Source organism: bacterium Scap17 (assembly GCA_013376735.1).
Lineage (GTDB): Bacteria > Pseudomonadota > Gammaproteobacteria > Pseudomonadales > Halomonadaceae > Cobetia.
On record VINJ01000001.1, the window covers coordinates 2,718,976 to 2,741,710 of the forward strand.

Annotated in this window: 17 protein-coding genes and 2 pseudogenes; 9 read left to right on the forward strand and 10 right to left on the reverse strand. The window is 59.8% G+C overall.

Features of this window, described 5'->3' with window-relative positions; translation table 11 throughout:
* Positions 1 to 1,413: 1,413 nt before the first annotated feature.
* A pseudogene (locus tag FLM52_11490) lies at positions 1,414 to 1,809 on the reverse strand (hypothetical protein).
* Here FLM52_11490 and FLM52_11495 point away from each other — a divergent pair.
* From FLM52_11495 to FLM52_11510, 4 genes are all read left to right on the forward strand, one after another.
* The gene (locus tag FLM52_11495) at positions 1,786 to 2,574 is read left to right on the forward strand and encodes a YjbF family lipoprotein (protein ID NVN56406.1); all 789 of its coding nucleotides are present in this window, start codon (positions 1,786 to 1,788) and stop codon (positions 2,572 to 2,574) included. The pseudogene FLM52_11490 and the gene FLM52_11495 sit on opposite strands and share 24 nt — an antisense overlap.
* Positions 2,568 to 3,479, forward strand: coding sequence for a hypothetical protein (locus FLM52_11500; GenBank protein ID NVN56407.1), 912 nt, complete (start codon positions 2,568 to 2,570; stop codon positions 3,477 to 3,479). The genes FLM52_11495 and FLM52_11500 overlap by 7 nt, the downstream gene beginning before the upstream one ends.
* 99 nt (positions 3,480 to 3,578) lie before the next feature.
* Entirely contained in the window at positions 3,579 to 6,014 is a 2,436-nt protein-coding gene (locus tag FLM52_11505) for a YjbH domain-containing protein (protein NVN56408.1), read from the forward strand.
* Positions 6,015 to 6,093: 79 nt separating this feature from the next.
* Entirely contained in the window at positions 6,094 to 6,423 is a 330-nt protein-coding gene (locus tag FLM52_11510; protein NVN56409.1) for a YkgJ family cysteine cluster protein, read from the forward strand.
* Positions 6,424 to 6,482: 59 nt separating this feature from the next.
* Here the strand turns inward: FLM52_11510 and FLM52_11515 are convergent, their stop codons facing one another.
* Positions 6,483 to 8,078 (reverse strand): acetyl-CoA hydrolase/transferase family protein, encoded by a 1,596-nt coding sequence (locus FLM52_11515; protein NVN56410.1) that lies wholly within the window; start codon positions 8,076 to 8,078, stop codon positions 6,483 to 6,485.
* Positions 8,079 to 8,513: 435 nt separating this feature from the next.
* On the reverse strand, positions 8,514 to 9,455 hold the full coding sequence (locus FLM52_11520; GenBank protein NVN56411.1) for a LysR family transcriptional regulator: 942 nt from the start codon (positions 9,453 to 9,455) through the stop codon (positions 8,514 to 8,516).
* 307 nt (positions 9,456 to 9,762) lie between these two features.
* Here FLM52_11520 and FLM52_11525 point away from each other — a divergent pair, with 307 nt between their 5' ends.
* Together FLM52_11525 and FLM52_11530 are read left to right on the forward strand one after the other, a co-directional pair.
* Positions 9,763 to 10,062, forward strand: coding sequence for a hypothetical protein (locus FLM52_11525; protein ID NVN56412.1), 300 nt, complete (start codon positions 9,763 to 9,765; stop codon positions 10,060 to 10,062).
* Positions 10,063 to 10,129: 67 nt separating this feature from the next.
* Positions 10,130 to 11,491 (forward strand): LOG family protein, encoded by a 1,362-nt coding sequence (locus FLM52_11530; protein NVN56413.1) that lies wholly within the window; start codon positions 10,130 to 10,132, stop codon positions 11,489 to 11,491.
* Between the two features lie 154 nt (positions 11,492 to 11,645).
* On the opposite strand, the gene FLM52_11535 is transcribed toward FLM52_11530, so the two are convergent.
* The 3 genes from FLM52_11535 to FLM52_11545 form a co-directional block, all read right to left on the reverse strand.
* Complete coding sequence (locus FLM52_11535) at positions 11,646 to 12,062, reverse strand: hypothetical protein (GenBank protein ID NVN56414.1); 417 nt, start codon at positions 12,060 to 12,062, stop codon at positions 11,646 to 11,648.
* Positions 12,063 to 12,150: 88 nt separating this feature from the next.
* Positions 12,151 to 12,612 (reverse strand): nitric oxide synthase, encoded by a 462-nt coding sequence (locus FLM52_11540; GenBank protein ID NVN56415.1) that lies wholly within the window; start codon positions 12,610 to 12,612, stop codon positions 12,151 to 12,153.
* Positions 12,613 to 12,964: 352 nt separating this feature from the next.
* A complete protein-coding gene (locus FLM52_11545) occupies positions 12,965 to 14,986 on the reverse strand; it encodes a TonB-dependent receptor (protein NVN56416.1) in 2,022 nt (673 codons plus the stop codon).
* A 716-nt stretch (positions 14,987 to 15,702) separates the two neighbouring features.
* Here FLM52_11545 and FLM52_11550 point away from each other — a divergent pair.
* A complete protein-coding gene (locus FLM52_11550) occupies positions 15,703 to 16,611 on the forward strand; it encodes a LysR family transcriptional regulator (protein ID NVN56417.1) in 909 nt (302 codons plus the stop codon).
* Between the two features lie 148 nt (positions 16,612 to 16,759).
* On the forward strand, positions 16,760 to 17,191 hold the full coding sequence (locus FLM52_11555) for a YjbQ family protein (protein NVN56418.1): 432 nt from the start codon (positions 16,760 to 16,762) through the stop codon (positions 17,189 to 17,191).
* 59 nt (positions 17,192 to 17,250) lie between these two features.
* Here the strand turns inward: FLM52_11555 and FLM52_11560 are convergent, their stop codons facing one another.
* Positions 17,251 to 19,797, reverse strand: coding sequence for a TIR domain-containing protein (locus tag FLM52_11560; protein NVN56419.1), 2,547 nt, complete (start codon positions 19,795 to 19,797; stop codon positions 17,251 to 17,253).
* A 219-nt stretch (positions 19,798 to 20,016) separates the two neighbouring features.
* On the opposite strand from FLM52_11560, the pseudogene FLM52_11565 reads away from it, so the two are divergent.
* Positions 20,017 to 20,112: pseudogene (locus FLM52_11565) on the forward strand (YjbQ family protein).
* A 57-nt stretch (positions 20,113 to 20,169) separates the two neighbouring features.
* Here the strand turns inward: FLM52_11565 and FLM52_11570 are convergent.
* The 3 genes from FLM52_11570 to FLM52_11580 form a co-directional block, all read right to left on the reverse strand.
* The gene (locus tag FLM52_11570; protein NVN56420.1) at positions 20,170 to 20,643 is read right to left on the reverse strand and encodes a phosphate-starvation-inducible protein PsiE; all 474 of its coding nucleotides are present in this window, start codon (positions 20,641 to 20,643) and stop codon (positions 20,170 to 20,172) included.
* Between the two features lie 103 nt (positions 20,644 to 20,746).
* Positions 20,747 to 21,445 carry a DnaA regulatory inactivator Hda gene (gene hda / locus FLM52_11575; protein NVN56421.1) on the reverse strand — a complete coding sequence of 233 codons (699 nt, stop codon included), beginning with the start codon at positions 21,443 to 21,445 and terminating at the stop codon, positions 20,747 to 20,749.
* A gap of 40 nt (positions 21,446 to 21,485) precedes the next feature.
* A complete protein-coding gene (locus tag FLM52_11580) occupies positions 21,486 to 22,595 on the reverse strand; it encodes an AI-2E family transporter (GenBank protein NVN56422.1) in 1,110 nt (369 codons plus the stop codon).
* Positions 22,596 to 22,735: the final 140 nt, after the last annotated feature.

Here is a 22,735-nt window from a genome sequence, read left to right on the forward strand (position 1 = left end):
TTCCTGCTGCGTCATGCGTGTCGCCGGCCTTGCCTGGCTGTCACGCGGCTGCCGAGGGTGGGCCCTCGTGCATTGGGTACCGGACCCTGGCGGTCTCGGCGTCTTGGGACTGGCAGCTGCGACCTCATTCACGCTGCGCCAGTGTGATCCGCAACGCTTACAGCGATATTTCCGCCACATGAATCATGCACATGGCTTGTCGTATCCCGCCGTCATCCCCAGTCAGAATGCAGGCGCATCGTTCAACATACTCAGAACACGACCCTGAACCGCAACCGACGATGCTCAGACGGTAGGTGTATTCAATCTACTTTCCACTTACGGTTCTGACACCACTCTCTGCATGGCGGCCTTCATGCCACTCTTGCTGTCATTTGGGCAATATCTTCAGCACCAATGCAGAGCAAACTTTCTGTAGTTTTTTTACCGAAATGCGGCACACCTCTTTCGACCACAGCCCACGACCTATGGAGCTGCCAGAGGATTTGCCGATGAATCAGTAACACCAATGCAGCGGCATCGCCCTGCATTGGATCACGCCATTCGTGGCGTTCTTGGCAAGGTGACCAAACCCTGTCTGCCGTGCATTTTACCTGATACACGCCTCCCGCCAATCAGCACCCTGTTACAAAAATCCAATAAAAACATTGATTTGTAGCGCCACAAGTACGCTCGATGTCGCCACTTCCACGAAAGACGCGTTGCCGATGACAGACACCTCAAACCCCGTTTCGTCGGCAATGCGACACACTCAACCACAGGATTCCAGTCGCCACGCGGACCCCGTCTGGCGTAGCGCCCAGTGGATCATCGACAGTCACGTCGCCAATCACCCACACCCCAATTACTCTTTTTTACACAAATAATTCTCAAGTCATCAACGCGAATAATACGCAAGGCTTCGCGCTAGACAGTTCACATATTCTCGCTAACATGAGCCTCGCTTTGCCGTGACTCATCGGCCATGTCTCCGTGCGGAGAAGGACTTCCTGCATCAACCGCTCGGCGGCTGATACCTGACAGGCCCGTCAGGCGCAGACAGCAAGGCGCAACGATGAATTTCGGCAAGTGCATGACCAGGGAATACGGTCATGACGGGAACACCTCAGGACGAGGTCGCGCCACGGAGGATGCCAGGGATGGCGTCAGGGACGGCGCTCTTCTCCTCTATCGATATCTTCAGCAGCAGGTTGGATGATCGCCAGCATCTGCTGGCAGCCTCGACGCCGATGCCTCAGTCCTTGAGTCATCCCATCGTGGTCTGACATCCCTCCCTGGTCGGCTGACCGCCGACAATGCTCATCAAGGAGAGTTATCCATGCGCAAGACACATCTGGGAGCCATCATCGGCCTGACAGGTGCCCTGCTTCTCGCTGGCAATGCCATCGCGGAAGAAGAAGCGCCTCAGGGTGCGACTGGCACCATCGGTACGACCGGCACGACTGGTACCACCGGCACGACTGGGACTACCGGCACCACCGGTACGACTGGCACCACCGGCACCACTGGTACGACTGGGACTACCGGCACCACTGGGACTACCGGCACCACCGGTACGACTGGCACCACCGGCACCACTGGGACTACCGGGACTACCGGCACTGTGCCGACAGGTAGCGCAGCCGGCACCGGCACTGCCAGCCAGAATGCCACCGGCAGCGTGACGCCGAGCGCCAGCAGCGGCAGCGTCGCTGCAGGTGCGGCCACCGGCACCGTCGGCGGCGGCACCGGCACCACCGGTACTACCGGGACAACCGGCACCACTGGTTCAACCGGGACTCGCTGATGAAGACGGCACGTGCGACGCAACGCTTCACGTTCTCAAGCCCTGCGCGGGGCACGGCGGCTACCTCGGTGGTCTCCCGTGCCCTGCGCAGCAGGTCGTTGGCGGCATTCGGCACCCTCGCGTGTCTGGTGTCGCTTTCCGGCTGTGCCCAGATCGTCTCGAGTTCGCTCGGTGACGTGATGGGCAAGGACGAGTTTGACGCCACACGTGCCAGCGAGCTGCCCTATGCCTCTCTCAAGCTTGAGCATGCCAACAGCACCGCGCTGGTGGTTCTGGCGACGCTTGAAGGCAATGGGCGCATCGCGCGTTTCGAGAGCCGCGACCGCGGCATCGTCGAATTGCGTGATGGCGTCCTGTCCGCCACCTCAGGCTTTGCGCGTGATGTGGCAGACAGGCGTGAGCAAAGTACTACCGGACGCGCTCTGGCGCGTCCGGCCTGGTTGATGGCCAGTGGCACGACCTATCAGGTCAGTGTCAGTGCGCTGTCCCCCTACCCGCGTCGGCTGGAACGTCAGGATGCCGCCTCCACCGGCAGCCAGCGCCAGGACGACGTCGCCGTGATGCAGGTACACGAGGCCATGGCGCGACTCGAATGCGAGGCCGCCGCCCCCTATTCGCTGCCGCTGGCAGAACTGCCACTGCAGCACTGCCGCGAGATTCTGAGCTGGGACGACGGCAGCACCACGCGCAATGACCTGTGGCGCGACGAGAATCGCGTCTGGGCGGCCGACATGACGGCCTGGCCCGATGGCCCGCGGTTCGGTTGGGAGGTCGCCAAGGCATGGTGATCCCCGTCTTCTCATCACTGGCCCGTCTGTCAGCACTGGCCCGTATGAACAGCGCCGCCCTCCTGCTGCCGCTCGCACTGAGCACACTACTGGCCGCGCCCCTGTCGAGCGCCGATGACACCCCGCTGCCGTTCAGCGCCGCGAGCACGCCGCTGGCCAGCCAGGTGCTGCAGTCGCAATGGGATGGCCTCGCGCCATCAAAAGCGCTGGATTGGCGCTACAGCTTCGTCAGCACGCCGCTGATTCGCCAGCAGATGGCCGCGCGAGCCAACCGCGTCAGCGCCGAGCTCGAACTGATCGCGGCGCGCTACGCCGTCGGCGCGAAGGACGACAGCCCTAAGGCGCGTTACGCCGAGGCATTGCAGGCCTGGCAGGCCTATGTCGAGCAGGGCCACGCGTCAGGTACCCACTCGCCAGATACTGACGCCGTGGTGGCACGCCTGCCCGGTCAGCTCGACCCGCGCCGCGACATGCGCGACGGCCCGCAGGCGATCCGCATCGCCCCGGGCATGGTGGTCGGCGCCTGTCAGGCGCCGCGCAGCGTGGTGATTCTGGATGCCACCGGCGTTCACGAGCGCAAGTGGACGCCGAATCTCAGTCTGGATGCGCTGATCGACGAGCGCGCCGCTGCCGGCGGCATCGGGCCAGCCGTCGAGGTCAGCCTGGTGACGCCGCAGGGCCAGGTGCTGACCCGCCCGGTGGCGAGCTGGAATCGTCTGACCAGCGGCGACGCCGACCTGCCCGTTGCCCCCGGCGCCAGCGTGGTGATCAGCACGCCGGGCATCGATACCGCCCAGCAGTGGGTAAACGAGGCGCTACCGGCCTGGCTTGCCAGCCGCCTGCCGGGCGATGCCTGCCAGAGCTGGCAGCTGGACGCCGCGAAGCTTCCGACGCCCCCGCGCTAGCCGGCGAGGCTGCCCCGGCGCAGCACACTGCACCTGACCGCGAACCCAATCCCTTATTCACGTACGTGAGCCCCTGGCTTGCGTGCATGCGAGACGCCCATGTCGAGTCCTTTTCGCCCTGCCAATCACGTTACGCACTCAAGCCCCGAGCAGCGCCCTGCCCTGGCACGCAATGGCTGGCTGGCACTCGGCATGGCGGGCGGATTGCTGGGCGCGCAGATCGCCCATGCAGCGACCGGCGAATCCCAGAGCGACTTCGGTGGCGTGGGTCTGATGCAGACGCCCACGGCGCGTTTTGCGCCCCAAGGCGAATTGAGCTTCACCTACAGCCGTACCCAGCCCTACAAGCGGTTCAGCGTCAACGCGGCGCCCTTCAACTGGATGGAGCTGGGCTTTCGCTATGTCTCGGTGGAAACCGTCAGCTATGGTGCGGCCGCCCCGGACCGCGACTACCTGGATAAATCCTTCGACACCAAGTTCCGCCTGCTGCAGGAAGGCCGCTATCAGCCCGAAGTCGCGGTGGGCCTGCGAGATCTGGGCGGTACGGGCCTGTTCAGCTCCGAGTATCTGGTCGCCAGCAAGCGCTACGGCGACTTCGATTTCAGCCTTGGCCTCGGCTGGGGCTATCTGGGCACGCGCGGTGACTTCAGCAATCCGCTGGCAGTGGTGAGAAGCAGCCTCGAGACGCGCAGTGACTCGACCAGCGATGACGGCGGCGACTTCCAGCTCGGCAGCATGTTCAGCGGCAGCCCGGCCGTCTTCGGCGGCATCGAATACCAGACGCCCTGGGACCCGCTGACCCTGATGCTGGAATACGAAGGCAACGACTATTCCGACGAGCCACTGACGGTGGAGATCGAGCAGGACTCACCGGTCAATCTGGGCGCGACCGTCAAGGTCAATGACAACCTGTCGCTGCATGGCGGCTGGGAGCGAGGCAATACCGCCATGTTGGGGCTGTCGCTGTCGACCAATCTGGCCGGGCTCGCCCAGGCCAAGGACGACGGCACGCCGGAAGCGGTCGCTCCCAGCACCCACAGTCGTTATCGCAACGACCAGACACCCGAGGCCTTCCGCGTGCGCTCGCTCAACGCGAACGCCTCAACCGGCACAGCGTCCTCCGCCCCCACCGCCAGCGCTACCCGACCGGCAGGCGTGGTGGCAGAGCCGTCAGCCCATGAAGAGCCTTCAGCTGATGCGAAAGGCCGCCTGCTGACACTCGACTCGTTCGGCGGCGCGCCCGCAGATCCCCCGCTCGAGCCGAGCGCGACTGACGCCCCGCAGGCAGACGATCTCCCGCGTCTTGCCGACGTGGACTGGGACGCGCTGGCCGATACCCTGCGTGCCCAGAGCGGCCTTGAGGTGTCACAGCTGCGGGTCGAGGGCGCTACCCTGATCGTCGAGGCCGAGGCGACGCGCTTCCGCGATGACCTGCAGGCCGAAGGCCGCGCCAACCGCGTGCTGCACAACCGCCTGCCCGCCGAGATCACCACCTTCCGCTATCGCCTGAGCAGCAATGGTCTGGCGCTGCGCGAAGATGAGCATCCGCGCCAGCCCTTCGTGGCCGCCGCCAATGACCGTCGCTTCGGCGCCGAATACGAGCACTCCATCACCGCCCATGCCGCCTCGCCTCATAGCTCCGACGAAGAGACACGCCAGGCGACAGGGGATGGCGTCAAACTGGCGCGCGAGCCGTTCGGCTTCAGCTGGGGCTTCTCGCCGAGCCTCAAGCAGAACTTCGGCGGCCCCGATGGCTACCTCTATCAGCTCAACCTGCAGCTGGACGCCCTGTGGCGTACCGACCGCAATGGCTGGTTCACCGGCGTGGCGACCTATCAGCTCGCCGACAACTTCGACAGCTACGAGTACATCGCCGATTCCGAGCTGCCGCGCGTGCGTACCTACATCGGGGAATACATCAAGGAAACCGACCTGGGCATCACCAGCCTGCAGTACAACCGCACCCATCAATTCGGGCGCGACTGGTACGCCCAGGCCTACGGCGGCATTCTCGAGATGATGTATGCCGGGGTCGGCGCCGAGCTGCTTTATCGCCCGATGAACAGCTCGCTGGCGCTGGGGCTGGACATCAACCGCGTCCGCCAGCGCGAGTTCGACCAGCAATTCGGCCTGCGTGACTACTCGGTCACCACCGGTCACGCCACCGCCTACTGGCAGTCCGGCTGGCACGATGTGCTGGTCAAGGGCTCGGTGGGGCGCTATCTGGCCGGCGATGTCGGCGCGACACTGGACCTGTCGCGCAGCTTCTCCAACGGGGTCAGCGTCGGCGCCTGGGCGACCCTGACCGATGCCGGCGATGACTACGGCGAGGGTAGCTTCGACAAGGGACTCTACGTCAGCATCCCGCTGGATGCCTTCTTCACCACCTCCAGCAAGGGCAGCACCGGCTTTGCCTGGGCACCGCTGACCCGTGATGGTGGCGCACGCCTCAACCGCCGCTATCAGCTGTATGACATGACGCGCGATCGTGATCCCGAGACTTACTGGAAAGGCATCGACAAGGTCTACAAGTAATCCGTGCGTGAGTGTGTTTCACTGCCGGCTGAAGCGTGCCGATATTGGCGCCTGACTCACTGTGGCTGACCCTGACCCGATGAATATTCCGATTACCAACGTCTCGCCGGCCACTGCCGGTGCTGCGACACCTGCCAATCACGAGATCGCCTGCAGCAATTGCCAGGCCTGTTGCTGCCGGCTTGAGGTCATTCTGCTCACTGATACCGGCGTGCCGGACTACCTGATCGACGAGGATGAATGGGGCGGCGAAGTCATGCGCCGTCTCGACGATGGCTGGTGTGCCGCCGTCGACCGCGAAACGCTGATGTGCACCATCTACGACCGGCGCCCGCAGCTGTGCCGCGATTACGAGATGGGTAGCCCCGAATGCGAAGACGAGCGCCTGGAAAACGGCCTAGATCAGTAGGCCGCCTGCCAGCGCTCGTCTTTATTGTCTGTCATTGCTGCCCGGCCTGATGTGCTGTCTCAGGCAGTGGCGTCCGGCACCGATGGGGCCGCTCCTTCAAGGCTCGGGCTTGTCTCGGGTAGCGTGCGCATGGCGCGCATATGCCCTTTCACCTCTACCTCGCGATGCCAGCTCAGCGCCTGCTCCAGACAATGTGGCGTGTGGCCGCCACGCTGGCACGCCTGTTCGAAGTAGGCGCGCAGCGCAGGGCGATAGCTCGGGTCCGAGCAGTTCTCGATCACCTGCACCGCCCGCTCGCGTGGCGCCAGACCGCGCAGGTCCGCCAGCCCATGCTCGGTGACCAGGATATCGACATCGTGCTCGGTGTGGTCCACGTGGCTGGCGAACGGCACCACGCTCGAGATATCACCGCCCTTGGCCAGTGACTTGGTGATGAACACCGACAGCTGGGCGTTGCGCGCGAAATCGCCGGAACCGCCGATACCATTCATCATCCGCGTGCCGCAGACGTGGGTGGAATTGACGTTGCCATAGATATCGAATTCCAGCGCCGTATTGACCGCGATCACGCCAAGGCGCCGCACGATACCGGGATGGTTGGAGAGCTCCTGCGGGCGCAGGATCAGGCGATCACGGTAGCGCTCGAGGTCCTTCCACAGCGTACGGCCACGCTCCTCGGTGACGGTGATGGAAGAGCCGGAGGCGAAATCGAGCTTGCCGGCATCCAGCAGGTCAAAGGTCGAATCCTGCAGCACCTCCGAGTACATGGTCAGGTGCTCGAAGGGCCCTTCCTTCAAGCCACTCATCACCGCGTTGGCCATGCTGCCGATGCCGGCCTGCAGCGGCAGCAGCGCCGGCGTCAGGCGCCCCAGCGCGACCTCCTGCTTGAGCAGTTCGACCAGATGGCCCGCCATGCGCTCGGTGCCGTCATCCGGGGGCGTGCAGGTCGAGGGGCTGTCACTGCCGCGGGTCAGCACGATGGCCGCGATTCTGGCGGGGTCGATGGGGATATATGGCGTGCCGATGCGCGAATCCGGCGCGACCACCGGAATCGGCTGCCGACTGGGGCGCATCTGCGGAATATAGATGTCGTGCAACCCTTCAAGCGCCGCCGGCGACTCGAGATTGAGCTCGATGATCACCTTGTCGGCGAGAATCGCATAGCTGGCCGAGTTGCCCACCGAGGTGGTCGGCACGATGCCGCCATAGGCGGTGATGGCGCTGGCCTCGATCACCGCGATGTCCATGTCGCTCAGCTGGTGGTTGCGCAGAAGCTCCACCGTCTCGGACAGGTGCTGATCCATGAACATCACTTCGCCGGCGTTGATGGCGCGGCGCAGCACCGGGTCGACCTGAAACGGCATGCGCCGCGCCAACATGTGGGCATCCGCCATCTGGCCGTCGAGGTCATTGCCCAGCGAGGCGCCGGTCATCAGCGTGATGGAGAACGGCTCGCGACGTGCTTTCTCGACCAGCGCCAGCGGCAGCGCCTTGGCCTCCCCCGCCCGCGTGAAACCGCTCATGCCCACCGTCATGCCATCGTGAATCAATTCGGCGGCCTGGCTGGCGCTCATCTGGCGCGACTGCCAGTCAGGCCAACGGCAGCGGCGCGCGATCTCGGCGTGCTGCTCCGGGGTCAGCTCGCCGACCTCCATACGCGCCAGCAGCGAGAAGACCTCGCTTGATGCAGCTGCTGCGACAGGCGCGGCTGATGCCTCGGAAGCAGTGGAGGCTGCGGAGGCTGACGGAGCATGAGGCGTGAAACTGGAGCGAGAACCGGATGAAGACACGACGGCAGAACCTCCTGAAGGGCAAGACACCACGAAATGAGCAAACAAGGCACTGGCAAGGCGCAGACCTAGCCAAGCCTGAAATAGCCAAGGCTGTAATAACCAGGCACTGGCTTTCAGCATCCCACGCAGTACGCCGCCCCCGCATCAGGCCTTGGTCGCAAGACGGTGGCAGCGGCTGGAACCCGGCGGTGCACAAAGGGCGACGCAACACTCGGCGCACATGACGGCGGTGAGACACGAAAAAGCCCGCTCATGAAGAGCGGGCTTTCGAAAGGCGCAGACAATGGACGCGAGGCATTACACCATACTGTCGAAGTCCATGTTGTCGAAGCTTTCCGGCGCATCGGCGTAGCCGTAGAGCGTATTGCGACGCTGCAGGCGGAATTCACCCAGCAGCTGCTCGTAGCGGCGCGGCACCTCGGCATTGTCACGCGTGACGATGTAGAGGTTCTCGTAGACGGCTTCGGTCAGCGGCATCTCGCGCACCTGACGTTGCCACGGCGAGGTCTCCAGCACCGTGCGCGAGACGACGGTGAAGCCCAGACCACGCGCCACGGCGTCCAGCACCATGCCGATATCGTTGGTGAAGCCCTGCTGCGGGAAGTGGCTCATGGAGCGGAATTCGCCGGCGAAGTTCTCACGCAGCAAGGCACTGGCATTGTTGACGCCATCGGCGTAATTCATGAAGCCCAGCGCCATCAGCTCGTTGAGACTGTTGCCGGCGAAGTCGGCGGGCACCACCAGGCACAGCGGCTCCTGATGCCACAGCTCGAAGTTCAGGTCGGGATGCTTGACCGGCTCGGTGACGATGCCCAGGTCGAAACGACCCGCCAGCACGTCCTGCACGATCTCGGAATTGAAGGCGAAGCTGTAGCTGACCGTCAGCCCCGGATGCTGCTGCTGATAGCCCAGCGTGAACGGATAGAACATCAGCCCGACGCTTGAGGGACTGGCCACGCGGCATTCGCCGCTGTCCGGGGAATCATCATCCAGCGAGTGCATGAACTGGGTGTGCTCGGCGAACAGCTTGATGGAGTAGTCATAGCAGCGACGCCCCGCTGCGGTCAGCGAGAACTTGCGTCCCTGGCGATTGAGCAGCGAGCGGCCCAGATACTGCTCCAGCTTGCGAATATGCTGGCTGACGCCGGGCTGGGTCATCTCCAGCTTGCGCGCGGTATGGGTAAAGCTGCCGGTCTCCACCAGTGTGATGAAGGTACGAAAATACTGGGCGTTGAACATGAAGGCACTGACCACTCACGAACGGGGGACGCGACTCGGCGCATCGTGTTGCCGGCGACGACCTGCATGACGCAACTGCCATGTCAGCACAGGTGCCACCGACCCGCAAAGCACATGATTCTACCAGAGCTGGCCGCCATGCGCAGCGCTGCGCCCCGCCACTCTCGCGTGTTAGCATCATGGACAATGCCAGCTGCCACCCTGGCTGCGTCTGCCGTGTTCAACGTCACGATGACGCGCCCGGGCCCGGCGCTTTACCCCTGTCCTGGCCAATCTTCTGACTGGCCCGAAACACGAGATGCTTTAGATGTCTGATGCTCTGGCTGCACGCGGCGAAGCCATTCACAAGGCGCTGCTCGCCATGGAAAGCGAGTGTGCCGAAAATGACCTGTTCCCGCTGGGGTACATGATTCCCCAGGTGGAACTGGTGCTGGAAAACGCCGATTACGATCCCGAGGATGTGGTCGCGGAAGACTTTGACGCCACCTTTGAAGAGTGGATGCAGCACGCCTTTGCCCAGGACAGCATGAGCGTGGACGACCGCGAGCGCATTGCTGAACTCTGGGCAGAAGCCCGGAAACGCGCCCAGACCACCGTGGGCGCCTGACACAAGGAAGACAGTCATGAATTCTGTCACCAGCGAAGCGACGACCTATTCACGTGATGCCAGCTCCATGCTGGTCTCGACCATCATCTCGCCGGAAGGCAGCCTGGAAGTGCTCTCCCAGGATGAGGTCAATCGCCTGCGCGACACCTCCTCCAACGGGTTGCACGACATCCTGCGCCGCTGTGCGCTGGCCGTGCTCAACTGCGGCAGCCAGACCGATGACAGCGTCGCGGTGCTCAATGCACACAAGAATTTCGAGATCGAGGTACTGCAGCAGGACCGCGGCATTCGCCTCAAGCTCGACAATGCCCCCGGCGATGCCTTCGTCGACGGCAAGATGATCCGCGGCATTCGCGAGCATCTCTCCAGCGTGTTGCGTGACATCGTCTATGTGGCCAACGAGATTCAGAACACCCCGCGTTTCGATCTCACGACCACCGAAGGCACCACCAATGCGGTGTTCCATATCCTGCGCAACGCCGGGGCGCTGAAGTCCTCGCGTGAGCCGAGTCTGGTCACCTGCTGGGGCGGGCACTCCATCAACCGTGAGGAATACGAGTACACCAAGGACGTGGGTTACCACCTCGGCCTGCGTGATCTCGATATCTGCACCGGGTGTGGCCCGGGCGCCATGAAGGGCCCGATGAAGGGCGCCAACGTCGCGCACGCCAAGCAGCGTCGCAAGGAAGGCCGCTATCTGGGCATCTCGGAGCCGGGCATCATCGCCGCCGAATCGCCCAATCCGATCGTCAATGAACTGATCATCATGCCGGACATCGAGAAGCGTCTTGAAGCCTTCGTGCGTACCGCACATGGCATCATCGTCTTCCCGGGCGGCGTGGGCACCGCCGAAGAGATTCTCTACCTGCTCGGCATTCTGCTGCACCCGGAAAACAGCGAGCTGCCGTTCCCGGTCATCTTCACCGGCCCGGCGTCCAGCGCCGAGTACTTCAAGCAGATCGACGAGTTCATCGCCTACACCCTGGGCGAGGAAGCGCGCTCGCGCTACCGCATCATCATCGACAATCCGGTCGAGGTGGCACGCACCATGCGCAGTGGCATCGACCAGGTGGCGGAATTCCGTCGCCAGCATCAGGATGCCTTCTACTACAACTGGCGCCTGCACATCGCGCCGCACTTCCAGCAGCCCTTCGCGCCGACCCACGCCAACATGTCGGGCCTGGCGCTGCACCGCAACCAGCCGGTGCACGAACTGGCGGCCAACCTGCGTCGTGCCTTCTCGGGCATCGTCGCCGGCAACGTCAAGAAGGAAGGCATCGAGGAGATCGAGCGCGACGGCCCCTTCCGCCTGACCGCCGAAACCGAGCTGATGGAGCGTCTCGACGCCCTGCTCACCTCCTTCGTCGCCCAGGGCCGCATGAAGCTGCCGGGCAGCGATTACGTGCCCTGCTACACCCTGTGCAAGTAAGTGGCCCGGTGATGGCACGCTGAGGCGTGTCGTCACCTCATCAGCCATCACAAGAGCGCCATCACAAGAACGCCCCGATCATCGCTGATCGGGGCGTTCTTGTTTATCGGGAAGATCTTGCTGACAGCATCTCATGAGCCTCAAGAACCGAGACTCAGCCTTCCTCACCACGACGGCGCTGCATCCACATGCTGATCACATGCGCCAGCAGGCCCAGCGTCAGACCATCGACCAGCACCTCCAGCCCACCTTCCTGCGGACGATTCAGCATCGGCGCGGCAAGGTTGAACGCCGTCATCGCCGCCAGCCCTACTACCAGCCAGACCAGCAGACGACGCATCATCATCGGCACCTTGGCCTTGGCGGTGTCTGACAGCTGGCGATAGATATAGATGCCCAGCGCGCTGACGGCGACGGCAAAGCCGACGATCAGCATCAGGCGCGTATTCTCGCCGCTGATCAGGAAACGCGGAATATTGGCGACCATTACCACCGCCAGGCCCGCCAGCACGGAGACGCGCTGCGGCGTCAGGTTGCGGGCACGCGGATGATCAGGATTCAGTTTCGGCATGTGAAGCAGTCTCGATGAAAGAACGGACAACAGAAGAAGCAGGCGGCGGGCCAGCCCACCGCCGCAGGATCAGGCCGTGGCCACGGCATCAAGCGCTAGCCGGGAGCGTCGGAATCCAGCTCTCGACCCACGGCAGCGCCGCGTCGTCGGCCATGAAGGTTTCCATGGCGTCGATCTCGAGGCGCTCGCCGTGACGCGTGGCGCCCAGGTCGGCCAGACGCTCATCCAGATGACGCCCCGCGCCACAGTAGGTCTCGCCGTAGGAGCTGTCGCCCAGGGCGATCAGCCCATAACGCAGCCAATCCAGCGCCGGAGACTCGGCAGACAGCGCATTGAGGAAGCCGGTCAGATTGCCCGGCACATCGCCACTGCCGGTGGTGGAGGTGACGAACAGCGCCAGATCAGGGCGGGCGTCAGTCAGGTCGGCCAGTGTCGGCTGGTCGAGCACCTCGACCGTGTAGCCGGCCTGCTCGAACAACGGTTGCACCTGCTCGGCCACATCCAGTGAACCGCCATACATCGTGCCGACAAAAATCTTCAGAAGCGCCATGCATCCTTCCTTATTCGAACGATCACCCGCCAGTGACGGGAACGTGAGTGCAGTGCGAAGAGTCGCGCAGACGCTCTCCGACATTTGGTCGCGATGGTAGCACAGCGCGCCTGCGAGACGCAGGCGGGCCTGGTGGGATGAATCGATAGCACAGCGCGCCTGCGAGACGCAGGCAGCAGAAGCTGACAGCCCTCCCTACACAGCGCCCCGCAAACGAAACAGCGCCACCGTGAAGAACACGATGGCGCTGCGAAGCCTTGCCAGTGAAGGATCCTGCGTTGCGAGCCTGGATCACGACCGCTGGCGATGACACCCTGTCAGGTGCGAACTTGCTGGCGCGAAGCCCTTCTGATCAGAAGCGGTAAGCCACTGACAGACGCACGTCACGCCCCGGGCTGGTGATGGCGCCCGGCATGATGCCGCGTGCACTGTTGGTTTCCAGGTAATAGGTGTTCTGGTCGCTATATTCCTTGTCGAACAGGTTGTAGATACCGGCCGTCAGGGTCAGGTCCTGCATGTCACGCGGCACCCAGCTGGCGTAGACATCGTGCGTGGCGTAACCGGCGCGCTCGCTCTGATCATCCGGCAGGTCGGTGAGGCGCTCGTAGGCGGTCACGGTCCAGCCGATCGTCATCTGCGGGTCAGCGAAGGTGTAGCGGTTGTCCAGGCTCCAGCGATCACCGGTCTGGTTGCCCAGGCCCATGTTGTCGACCACGGTCTCGCCCTGGTTGTCTTCCAGGTCCATGGTCAGGTAGCCCAGCGTCATGTCCCAGCCGCCGATGCCGTAGGTGGCCCGCGCCTCGACACCCTTGCTGGTGACGATACCTTCCATGTTGGTGATAGTGGTCACACCGCCCGAGCTCTCTTCGGTGATGTAGTTGTCGAAGTGGGTATCGAAGTAGGTGACTTCCAGGCCCGCGCGGTCACGCTGGGTGAGGAGGTCATTGCCCTTCCAGCGCGCGCCGACTTCGGTGCTGCGCGAGGTCTCGGCCTCAAGCCCCGGCTCAACCACCAGGCTCTCACCGGGACCGACACCACCATCGACCAGGATGGCTTCACGGCCCTTGTTGCCGCGTACCGCAGTGGAGTAGCCGGTGAACAGCTCGACGCCGCCGCCGACACGCCAGTTGAGGCTCGCGTTCGGGCTGACATCGGTATCATCCAGCGTCTCGCCATTGGCGTATTCGGTCTTGTAGTCATCGACACGCGCGCCGAAGGACAGGTCCACCGCGCCAAGCGTCATGCGGTGCTGGGCGTAGAACGCGAGGTTACGGGCCTTCTCGTCGAAGCCGCCGGTGCTGGATTCGTCGTAGACGTAATCGCTACCCAGCGTCAGACGGTTGTCCATGTCCTCGGGGCCGAAACGGAAGGTGTTGTTCAGATCGCCGCCATAGCTCTCGACATCGGCGTTCAGCTCGGCGCCGGTGGAAACCGTGGTGCGTTCCAGCTCGGTCTTGGTGTGGAAGACGTTGGTGTGCACATCCACCAGGCGCGAGCCCGGATCAAAGTCATAGTTGGCGGTATAGGTGTCACGGCTCAGGTCGGTATCGACCTTGGCATTGTTGAACTCCTGACACTCCATGTTGGGACGCACGCAGTAGATGCCGCTGTCCTCGTTGTGCTCGGCGCTGATGCGCAGGCTGTGAGCCCCCTGATCCAGCAGGCTGAACTTACCGAAGTAACTGCGCTGATGGCCGCCAGTGCCCTCTTCTTCATCACCGCCGCCAGTGCGGTAGTCATCGCTGTTGCGTGCGCTGGTCGAGAACAGCAGGCCCGCGTTCGGCGCGACTTCACCGTAGACGGACAGCGTGCCCTTGACGGCGTCTGCCGCGGACTCGGTGCTGCCCTTGACCATGCCGCCGAAGGTCTCACCCGGCTTGAGCAGATCCTGGGCATCCTTGGTAACGAACTTGATGCTGCCGCCCAGGGCGTTGGGGCCATTATCGGCGGCGCCCGGTCCGGCCTGGACTTCGGCACGCTTGAGCAGTTCCGGCTCGATGTTGAAGCTGGAGCTGTGGTGGAACAGGTAGCCGTTCTGGCTGGCACCATCAACACTGATGTTGAGGTTGGTGTCTTCCAGACCACGCACGTAGATCTTCTCGGACGAGGCGGTGGTGCCGCCGACGGTGACGGACGGCGTATCACGGAACACATCCTTGAGATCATGCGCCTGATGCAGGGCGATCTCTTCACTATCGATGACCGCCGTGGCGTTGAGGCGATCGTCCTCGATCTGCAGCGTGTCCATCTGCAGCGTCTCTGCATGGGCAGTACTGGCACACAGCAGCGCAATGGCTGCCACCAGCGGACGCGGAGTGAAAGCAGTGGCGCGGGAAGCGCTGGCTGCCACGCACGGAGTGAGGCGATCGGTCATGAGCGGAGGGTTCCCAAGAGTAATAATAATGATTCTTTTTTGCGAACGAGATGATGCACGCGTTTGCACATTTGCGTCATCAACACTCCCTGCAACGCCGCTCTGCAATTTCTGCAATCAATGCGCGTCACTTCTCGCCTCTTGCAGCGCCAGATTGTGGCTCTAACGCCAGAAACGCCCTGATTTGCACACTTTTTCACCCGTGCAGTCACCGGATTCACTTTTTTATCACCTGCCTGTCATCAGATACGGAACCATCGCCAGCCACTGACGTCTTAGCCGACATGGCTCGACAAATGCCTCTCCCACGCAAATTTCTCGCTTCACGACAGGGTTTCGTCTTGTGGAGATCGGATTTGCGCAATGTGTGCGTCTTTGGATGCAACACTACGGGCAGAGTGATATAGTTAGCGTGCTCAGATTAAGGGCGCTTGCTGTCACGCCGGACAGTGCCCTGTGATGGCCTCGGCCCTGAAGATATCTGCAGCAAATGCAAGACCTGTCGCCGCGCGCTGAGGTGCTCGGCTGGCAGTAGCGGTTGTTGATCGATGAGCGCGTCTTTGCCCGGGGGAAGCCCCCTGCGGCCTTAGGGGCACGGTCATCGACAGGCAATCCGTTGTGCAGCGACTGGCGCTGCAACGGGCCCGTTTGGCCCGTACAAGGTGGGTGTTTCCCTGACGGCACACCCCGACCCTCTGAACAACCGGACCTATTCGATGAGCGATATCGACGCCTATAACACCTTCCTGATGGTCGCGGACCTCGGCAGCCTGTCGCGCGCAGCAGAACGCCTGCGCCTGCCCAAGTCCACCGTCAGCCGTCGCCTCGACGCCCTTGAGGGCCGTTTCGGCACTCGCCTGGTCGAGCGTGGTCATCGTGGCATTCGCCTGTCAGAAGCCGGCGAGACCCTTTACCGTTACGCACGCTCGATGGCCAATCTCGATGATGAAGCGCATCGCGCCATCGAAGACCGCCAGTCAGACCTCACCGGTACCATCCGTATCCACGCCACGCCGTCGCTGGGTCGTCACTTCCTGGGTCACGCGCTGACCAGCTTCCTGTCGGAACACGAAGGCGTCGATATCAAGCTGAAGCTGTGGCACAACGGCCGCGAGATTCTCGAGAACCAGCCACACCTGGTGATCGGCTTCCCGCATCTGGCCGGCAGCACCCACGTCTTCCGCCCGTTGACCCACTGGCATCAGGCGGCCTACGCGGCCTCTCACGTCGAGAACCCGGAAGAACTGCCGTGGGGCGAGCTGGAACCGCTGGTGTCCGGCACCTCCCTCTCGCGTCACCCGGAAGACCCGCGCCCGAATCACATCCAGTCAGATGACCTCGAAGTCCTCACCGACTACGTGGCCGATGGCCTGATTCGCGCCGTGCTGCCGACCGACTGGGTCAACACGCTCAGCGAGCGCAACGGCCAGTCCTTCAAGCGTCTGGAATGCGACGAGATCCCGCCGGTCGAGATCGGCATGCTGCTGCCGCGTGGCCCGATCCCGACCCGCGTGCGCATGCTCGCCGACTGGCTCGCACGTGAAATCGGCAAGACAGAGCCGGAACGCGTCACCGCCAAGGCCGCCCGCCGCACCGTCAGCGAAGCCACCACTACTGCCGGTTGATGGCAGCATTGCGACGCTGGCTCTCACCCTCGTGGTGACATGAACCAGCGCGGCGCGCAGCAAAAAGGCCAGCCCTCAGGGGCTGGCCTTTTGCGTTCTGGCTTGTCATGTTTAGCATGTACTGAATCAACGACAGGCAGGGCTTCTCATGTGGCAACGCGACACTCTCACCCTCTCCGCCCGCAAGCGCGGTTTTCACCTTATCAGTGATGAGGTGGAGCAGGCATTGGCCGAAATGCCGCCGGTCAGTGTCGGCCTGCTGCATGTGCAGCTGCTGCATACCTCCGCCTCGCTGACCCTCAACGAGAATGCCGACCCTGACGTGCGCCACGATATGGACGCCTTCCTGCGCCGCCTGGTGCCCGGCAACCTACCTTACTTCCGCCACACGCTGGAAGGCGATGACGACATGCCCGCCCACGTACTCGCCAGCCTGCTCGGCACCCAACTCTCCCTGCCCGTCGAAGCCCGCTGCGGGGTCAACCGCCTAGCCCTCGGCACCTGGCAAGGTATCTGGCTTGGTGAACACCGTGACCACGGCGGCAGCCGCAGGCTGTGTTTGACGCTAAGTGGAGAATAGACTGACTATCCCCCTCTCACATTCAAACAACAATATAAATTCACATCAAAGTTAATACTTCAACTTATTCTTTTCCGCTTCATTTCTATTTGACTTTGCCCTCTAACAGAAATATTTAGCAAAGAAGACAATTTTTGCTTATCCTTAAAATTGACCGGAAACATATAAATATGACGCACAACAAGCTCTTTAACTATACGAACACAGACAGTATTGTCGCTTAATTTAGTCATACAGCTCTCAATACTATCAATATCAATCTTCTTGAAAAAATATAACTCTATAGACAACTTTAACAAGTGTAATGCCGGTGAGGGCTCTCGATCTTCAATCATTCTATATATTTGTATGGCTTCTTTCGAACCGACAGAAGTAGATATCTTTCTGACTACAGCATTAATAACCCCATAAGTTAAATGAAGATATGCATTTTCCGCAAACTTTTCAACCTGACTATTACTTAACTCAGGGTTTTCTTCTAAATGACTGGATATCACCTTAACAATTTCTTTCTTAGATGCATCTGAGATAACAATAAAATACTTCAAGAATCTTAACCCAGCATTGATTCCAGACTCTGCTAACAGGGTTAATGAATCCCTACGTAAAGATGCATGCCTATTCCTAATTATCTGGCCAGCAACCTCCATCCCCTTAAAAGTTTTATTGATATTTGCCAGAAGATCCGGTGACTCATCTTGGAATTCTTCATCAGATGTGCCTTCATGTTTATCGAGCTTTTCATTATACTCATCTCTTTCTCGCTGTATTTCACGTTGCTCAATAATCAACTCAGGTATTTGACGCATGAAGTCATCCATGAAGGCAAGCTGTCGTCTATCAAGAGTTGCCGAGAGATGCTCACTAAACAAGTTTGAAAGTACATCTTGTATCTTATTTATGACCCATGTTTCCTTTGTATGGTGAGTCACAAATATCAGTATATTTGCACAATCCTCGCGATGCATATTATCAAGCAGATAATCTACCTTAAGCTGAACTTCTTCATATTCAGAATACGCTTCAGAGATCTTCTTCCCCACAAAAAAATAATAGATATATGGATATTTAAAATCTATACTGAGACCTTTGTGGCACAATATAGAGTGCTTAACCAATTTTGGCATTACGACTTCTTGCTCTATATCCAAGTATAAATCACAATATTCGTCGAAAAATACCCTCAGCTGCTGACTATTAAGCCCGCCTTCATTAATAAAGATTTTCCAAGCAAGCTCAGTCAATACATTTAAGTATTTGTCGTATTCATTATCATGTATTTTAGCATTAGAAAATGCTTGGTAGATTAGCTGTTGATAGCAATGACCGTGTGATGAAAGCTCTAGACTCAGCTTAGAGTTGGCCTCAAACATCTGCAGAAGCATGAGTATGTAGATTGGTTTTGGCGGGACTATGTTTTTCTTTACTACAGAGTTAATAGCATCTTTCAGCTCGTCACATTTAGAGTATAGCTCTTCTTCTGTTATGGTCTCAATTACACCGAGTGATATCCAATTACGAATTAATTCTTCACGCTTTTTATTACCAAAAACCAGAATGTCAATTTTGTCAAAATCATCTAAGGCAGGGATCTCGTCTATAAGCAAAGAAAATGACGATTGAACTGTAAATATGCATTTGTCGAAAATATCACAGAGCTCAAGAATAAACTTGTCACGGAACTTTTTATTCAAATGAACCTTATCAAGATTATCAATAATAACAACCTTGCCAGGGGTTTCCAAATAGTTATCTAGAGTTATGCCCTCATATTGACGTGCCAACTCTTTAGCAATCAAACTTAGGACGCTCGAATCTTTAACTTCCTCACCATTAATTATCAATGGTATTTTTGAGCCAATCAGCAAGCTTTTATAGTAATACTTCAATAATGAAGTTTTCCCTTGTTGCTCATCTCCAGAAATGACAATGCGAGAGCAATCGTTTATAACATCCTCAGCACTTCCAAAAGACTTTAATTCTTTATTGTTTTCGTTTAACAACTCTACATCTGGCACTACATACACATCTGAGAGCTTGACTTTTTTAACATTACGGTGGGTAAGAGTGATTTCGGTATCTTCGATCCATTCATTTATACAAGGACTAACAACAAGGCCACCTTTATCACTTGAGATAAAAGCTTGCGACCTATTTGCCTTTGGAACAAATTCCTCAATATGTTTTCGTATACCAGAAACAACATTTAGCCAAGCTTCATCTAAATTACCCCATGTATCAACAGGCTTAGCATCTTTAGGCAAGCCTTGGAATTTAGCTATAGGGGAGCTTGACCAATCTGTAGAGCGGACAATTATTGGTATAAGTTGAGCCTGCCCAGCATCATGCATTTCAATAGCTTTGCTAGCTTCTATATCTATACAGTAGTCAGAACTCAAGAAAGATGAGCTGACAAGAAATAATATCAAGTCTGAATCTAAAAGATGGCTAGATATTTCCGCCGACCAATCGGACGCGGGAATAATTTTTCGGTCATGCCACTCTACTATATCTCCGTTCCTTACCAATCCTGATATATGCTCAACCAGCTCATCTTTAAACTTTTCATCTTTATGAGAGTAACTAATAAATACTTTTGACGGCATGTCTAATCCCTTTAACCTTAGAGTTGCTTTATCACAACAGCCAGCTTAAACCAAAAACGTTAAAATCCTTTAGAAAGATAGTAGCCCAACGCTTTTAGCATAATCCATAGAACAAATTTCAAGCATGAACACACTAACAATTTCTTGAATCTAAGGTCAGAGAAATAAAAAGTCCAGTCACAAATAGTCTTTCGCTTTCACCACAACTATATTGGCAACCGCCTCTCCCTCGGCACCTGGCAAGGCATCTGGCTTGGCGAACACCGCGACCACGGCGGTAGCCGCAGGTTGTGTCTGACGCTGAGTGGAGAATGAAAAAAGGCCGCGAGTGATCGCGGCCTTTTTGGTCTTCAGGGACTACTTAACACGGGCTTATCGCGTCGAGTCCTCGTCCCCTACCGTGCCACCCATCGGGTCGATGGCTTTGCTGGAGGGGTATTTGTAGGAGGCGAAGCGCACGGCGAGTACCGAGAGGGCGAGGAAGAAGATGCCGCCGCAGAGGTAGAGCAGGCCGATATCGGGGGCCTTGTGATGGGAGACATCGCCGATGAGGTAGCGCGTGAGCGCGGTGATGGCGATGTAGAGCAGAAAACGGATCGGCAGGTGATTGGTCTTGAAGTAGATACCGACCATCGCGCCGAGTTCGAGATAGATGAATAGCAGCAGGATGTCATCGACGCTGGCCGAGCCCTTGGCGAACATCTCGAAGAAGGCCGATACCGAGGCGATGGCAATCGCGCCGCCGATGGCGAACAGCCCGAGATAGTGAAAGCCTTCGACCAGCAAGTTGCCGATCGAGTTGGCTTGCTTGTGCATGCGCTCCCGATGCTTGTCCAGCCTGTTCATGCCGCGTGTCCTCAGACAGAGATGATGGGAAAGAGACTGCAATATCGGTGCCGCGGTCGTGATGAAGGCTAGTTTGGGCCATCAGGCCCGCGCAGGCGCTGCCCTACCAGCCGAGCGTTTGCTTGACGAAGGGAATGGTCAGTTTGCGCTGAGCGGAGAGCGAGGCGTTGTCGAGTTCGCTCATCGCCGCGAACAGGCCCGGCAGGCTGCGCGGCCCGCGATGCAGGATGTAGCGGGCGACTTCGTCGGGCAGTGCAAGGCCGTGATCACGGGCACGCAATTTGAGCGCTTCGAGGCGCTGGGCGTCATCCAGCCCCGAGAGATGGAAGGTGACGCCCCAGGAGAGGCGCGAGGCGAGATCCGGCAGGATGACAGGCAGCAGACGCGGCGCGCAGCTGGCACTGACCAGCAGATGCCGCCCGCCGTCACGCAGGCGGTTGTAGAGGTGGAACAGCGCCTCTTCCCAGCGCTGGCGACCGATCACCACATCCAGGTCATCGATGGCGACCAGGTCCATCTCATCCAGCCCTTCGAGCATGTGCGGCGGGAAGTGACCCAGCTCATTGAGCGGCAGATAGAAGGCACGCTTGCCCTGCTCGCCCGCCAGATGACAGGCCGCCTGCAACAGGTGGCTACGCCCACTCTGCTCGCCGCCCCACAGATAGACGAAGGGCTCCCCGCCGTCGGCAAGCTGCCCCTTGAGGGCCTCCGCCAGCGAGGTCGAGGTGAAGTGGTAGTTGTCGAAGGTCGCGGCGTCACGTACCCCGACGCCGAGTGCCATCTGTCCCTGAGTCATTGCCATCCGTCATGCTGATTGTTGTTGCCGTGATCTCGTCTCTCGATCACTGGGTATCCTCTGCCGCCGGCGGTGCTGGCTGATCTGCTGCTACCGCGGGGCGAGAATCACGCTGTTGGTCATATAAAGTACTGTTTTTATAGCGATCATGCAGATAACGCAAGAGCACCATGATCACGGCCGCCACCGGCAGGGCCAGCAGAATGCCGGTAAAGCCGAACAGCTGGCCGCCCGCCATCACCGCGAAGATGACCGCGACCGGATGCAGACCGATCTTGTCGCCCAACAGCAGCGGCTGCAACACCACGCCTTCCAGCAGCTGACCGAGCGCGAAGACCCCGCCGACCGCCAGCAGCGCCCACCACTCGCCGAACTGGAAGAAGGCCACCGTGGCCGCGATCAGGATACCCACGATGACGCCCAGGTAAGGCACGATGCTGGCAAGCCCCGCCACCAGGCCGATCAACAGCGCGAACTTGAGCCCGATGATCGCCAGGCCGATGGCGTAGACGATGCCCAGACTCAGCATCACCAGCAGCTGCCCGCGCAGGAAGGCGCCCAGCACCTCATCACAGTCATGCGCCAGACGCGTGGCGGTGGGCTCCATATGGCGCGGCAGCAGGCCCTGCAGTTTCTCCTTCATGCGGTCCCAGTCGAGCAGCAGATAGAAGGTGACGACGGGAATCAGCGCCAGATTGCCCAGCCAGATGGCCATCGCCAGCCCGGACTTGGAGACGGTACCCAGCAGTGCGGCGGCGAAGGTGCCGGTCTCTTTCCAGTTGCCCAGCAGCAGCGAGCGGACCTGATCGAAATCGGCACTGAAATCCAGCCCGGTGAACGCCTGGATTTCCGGCAGCACCGTCTCGCGTATCCAGTTGAAGACCACCGGCATGAAGCTGATCAACTGTGCCAGCTGGCGCCCGAGCAGCGGCACCAGAATCAGCATGGCGATCAACAGCACCAGTGAAAGCACGCTGAACACCAGCGTGACCGCCAGATGGCGCGACAGGCCCTTGTCTTCCAGCCAGTCGGCCAGCGGGTCACCCAGATAGGCGAGAATCATGCCGATGAAGAACGGCATCAGAATCGGTTCGAGCATCACCAACAGGCCGAGGAAGGCCACGCCTGCGGCCAGCAACCACCATTTACGCTGCATCTTCACTCCTTGAGACAAGCCGTGGGGCACTCGTGACGGCTGACTGCCGACGGCGCACGCATCACCCATTGTTGCCTGTCGCCGAGTCACCCACAAGACACGCGCCGCTCACGCGTCTGACATTGCCTCCCCCGGCGCCA

Bases quoted from the DNA above. Each gene is read 5' to 3' on its own strand.
- FLM52_11570 (NVN56420.1), bottom strand. From the start codon at position 20,643: ATGAACAGGCTGGACAAGCATCGGGAGCGCATGCACAAGCAAGCCAAC.
- hda (NVN56421.1), bottom strand. From the start codon at position 21,445: ATGGCAATGACTCAGGGACAGATGGCACTCGGCGTCGGGGTACGTGAC.
- FLM52_11560 (NVN56419.1), bottom strand. From the start codon at position 19,797: ATGCCGTCAAAAGTATTTATTAGTTACTCTCATAAAGATGAAAAGTTT.
- FLM52_11580 (NVN56422.1), bottom strand. From the start codon at position 22,595: ATGCAGCGTAAATGGTGGTTGCTGGCCGCAGGCGTGGCCTTCCTCGGC.
- FLM52_11520 (NVN56411.1), bottom strand. From the start codon at position 9,455: ATGTTCAACGCCCAGTATTTTCGTACCTTCATCACACTGGTGGAGACC.
- FLM52_11535 (NVN56414.1), bottom strand. From the start codon at position 12,062: ATGCCGAAACTGAATCCTGATCATCCGCGTGCCCGCAACCTGACGCCG.
- FLM52_11495 (NVN56406.1), top strand. From the start codon at position 1,786: ATGAAGACGGCACGTGCGACGCAACGCTTCACGTTCTCAAGCCCTGCG.
- FLM52_11540 (NVN56415.1), bottom strand. From the start codon at position 12,612: ATGGCGCTTCTGAAGATTTTTGTCGGCACGATGTATGGCGGTTCACTG.
- FLM52_11510 (NVN56409.1), top strand. From the start codon at position 6,094: ATGAATATTCCGATTACCAACGTCTCGCCGGCCACTGCCGGTGCTGCG.
- FLM52_11530 (NVN56413.1), top strand. From the start codon at position 10,130: ATGCTGGTCTCGACCATCATCTCGCCGGAAGGCAGCCTGGAAGTGCTC.
- FLM52_11555 (NVN56418.1), top strand. From the start codon at position 16,760: ATGTGGCAACGCGACACTCTCACCCTCTCCGCCCGCAAGCGCGGTTTT.
- FLM52_11500 (NVN56407.1), top strand. From the start codon at position 2,568: ATGGTGATCCCCGTCTTCTCATCACTGGCCCGTCTGTCAGCACTGGCC.
- FLM52_11545 (NVN56416.1), bottom strand. From the start codon at position 14,986: ATGACCGATCGCCTCACTCCGTGCGTGGCAGCCAGCGCTTCCCGCGCC.
- FLM52_11515 (NVN56410.1), bottom strand. From the start codon at position 8,078: ATGGAGGTCGGCGAGCTGACCCCGGAGCAGCACGCCGAGATCGCGCGC.
- FLM52_11505 (NVN56408.1), top strand. From the start codon at position 3,579: ATGTCGAGTCCTTTTCGCCCTGCCAATCACGTTACGCACTCAAGCCCC.
- FLM52_11525 (NVN56412.1), top strand. From the start codon at position 9,763: ATGTCTGATGCTCTGGCTGCACGCGGCGAAGCCATTCACAAGGCGCTG.
- FLM52_11550 (NVN56417.1), top strand. From the start codon at position 15,703: ATGAGCGATATCGACGCCTATAACACCTTCCTGATGGTCGCGGACCTC.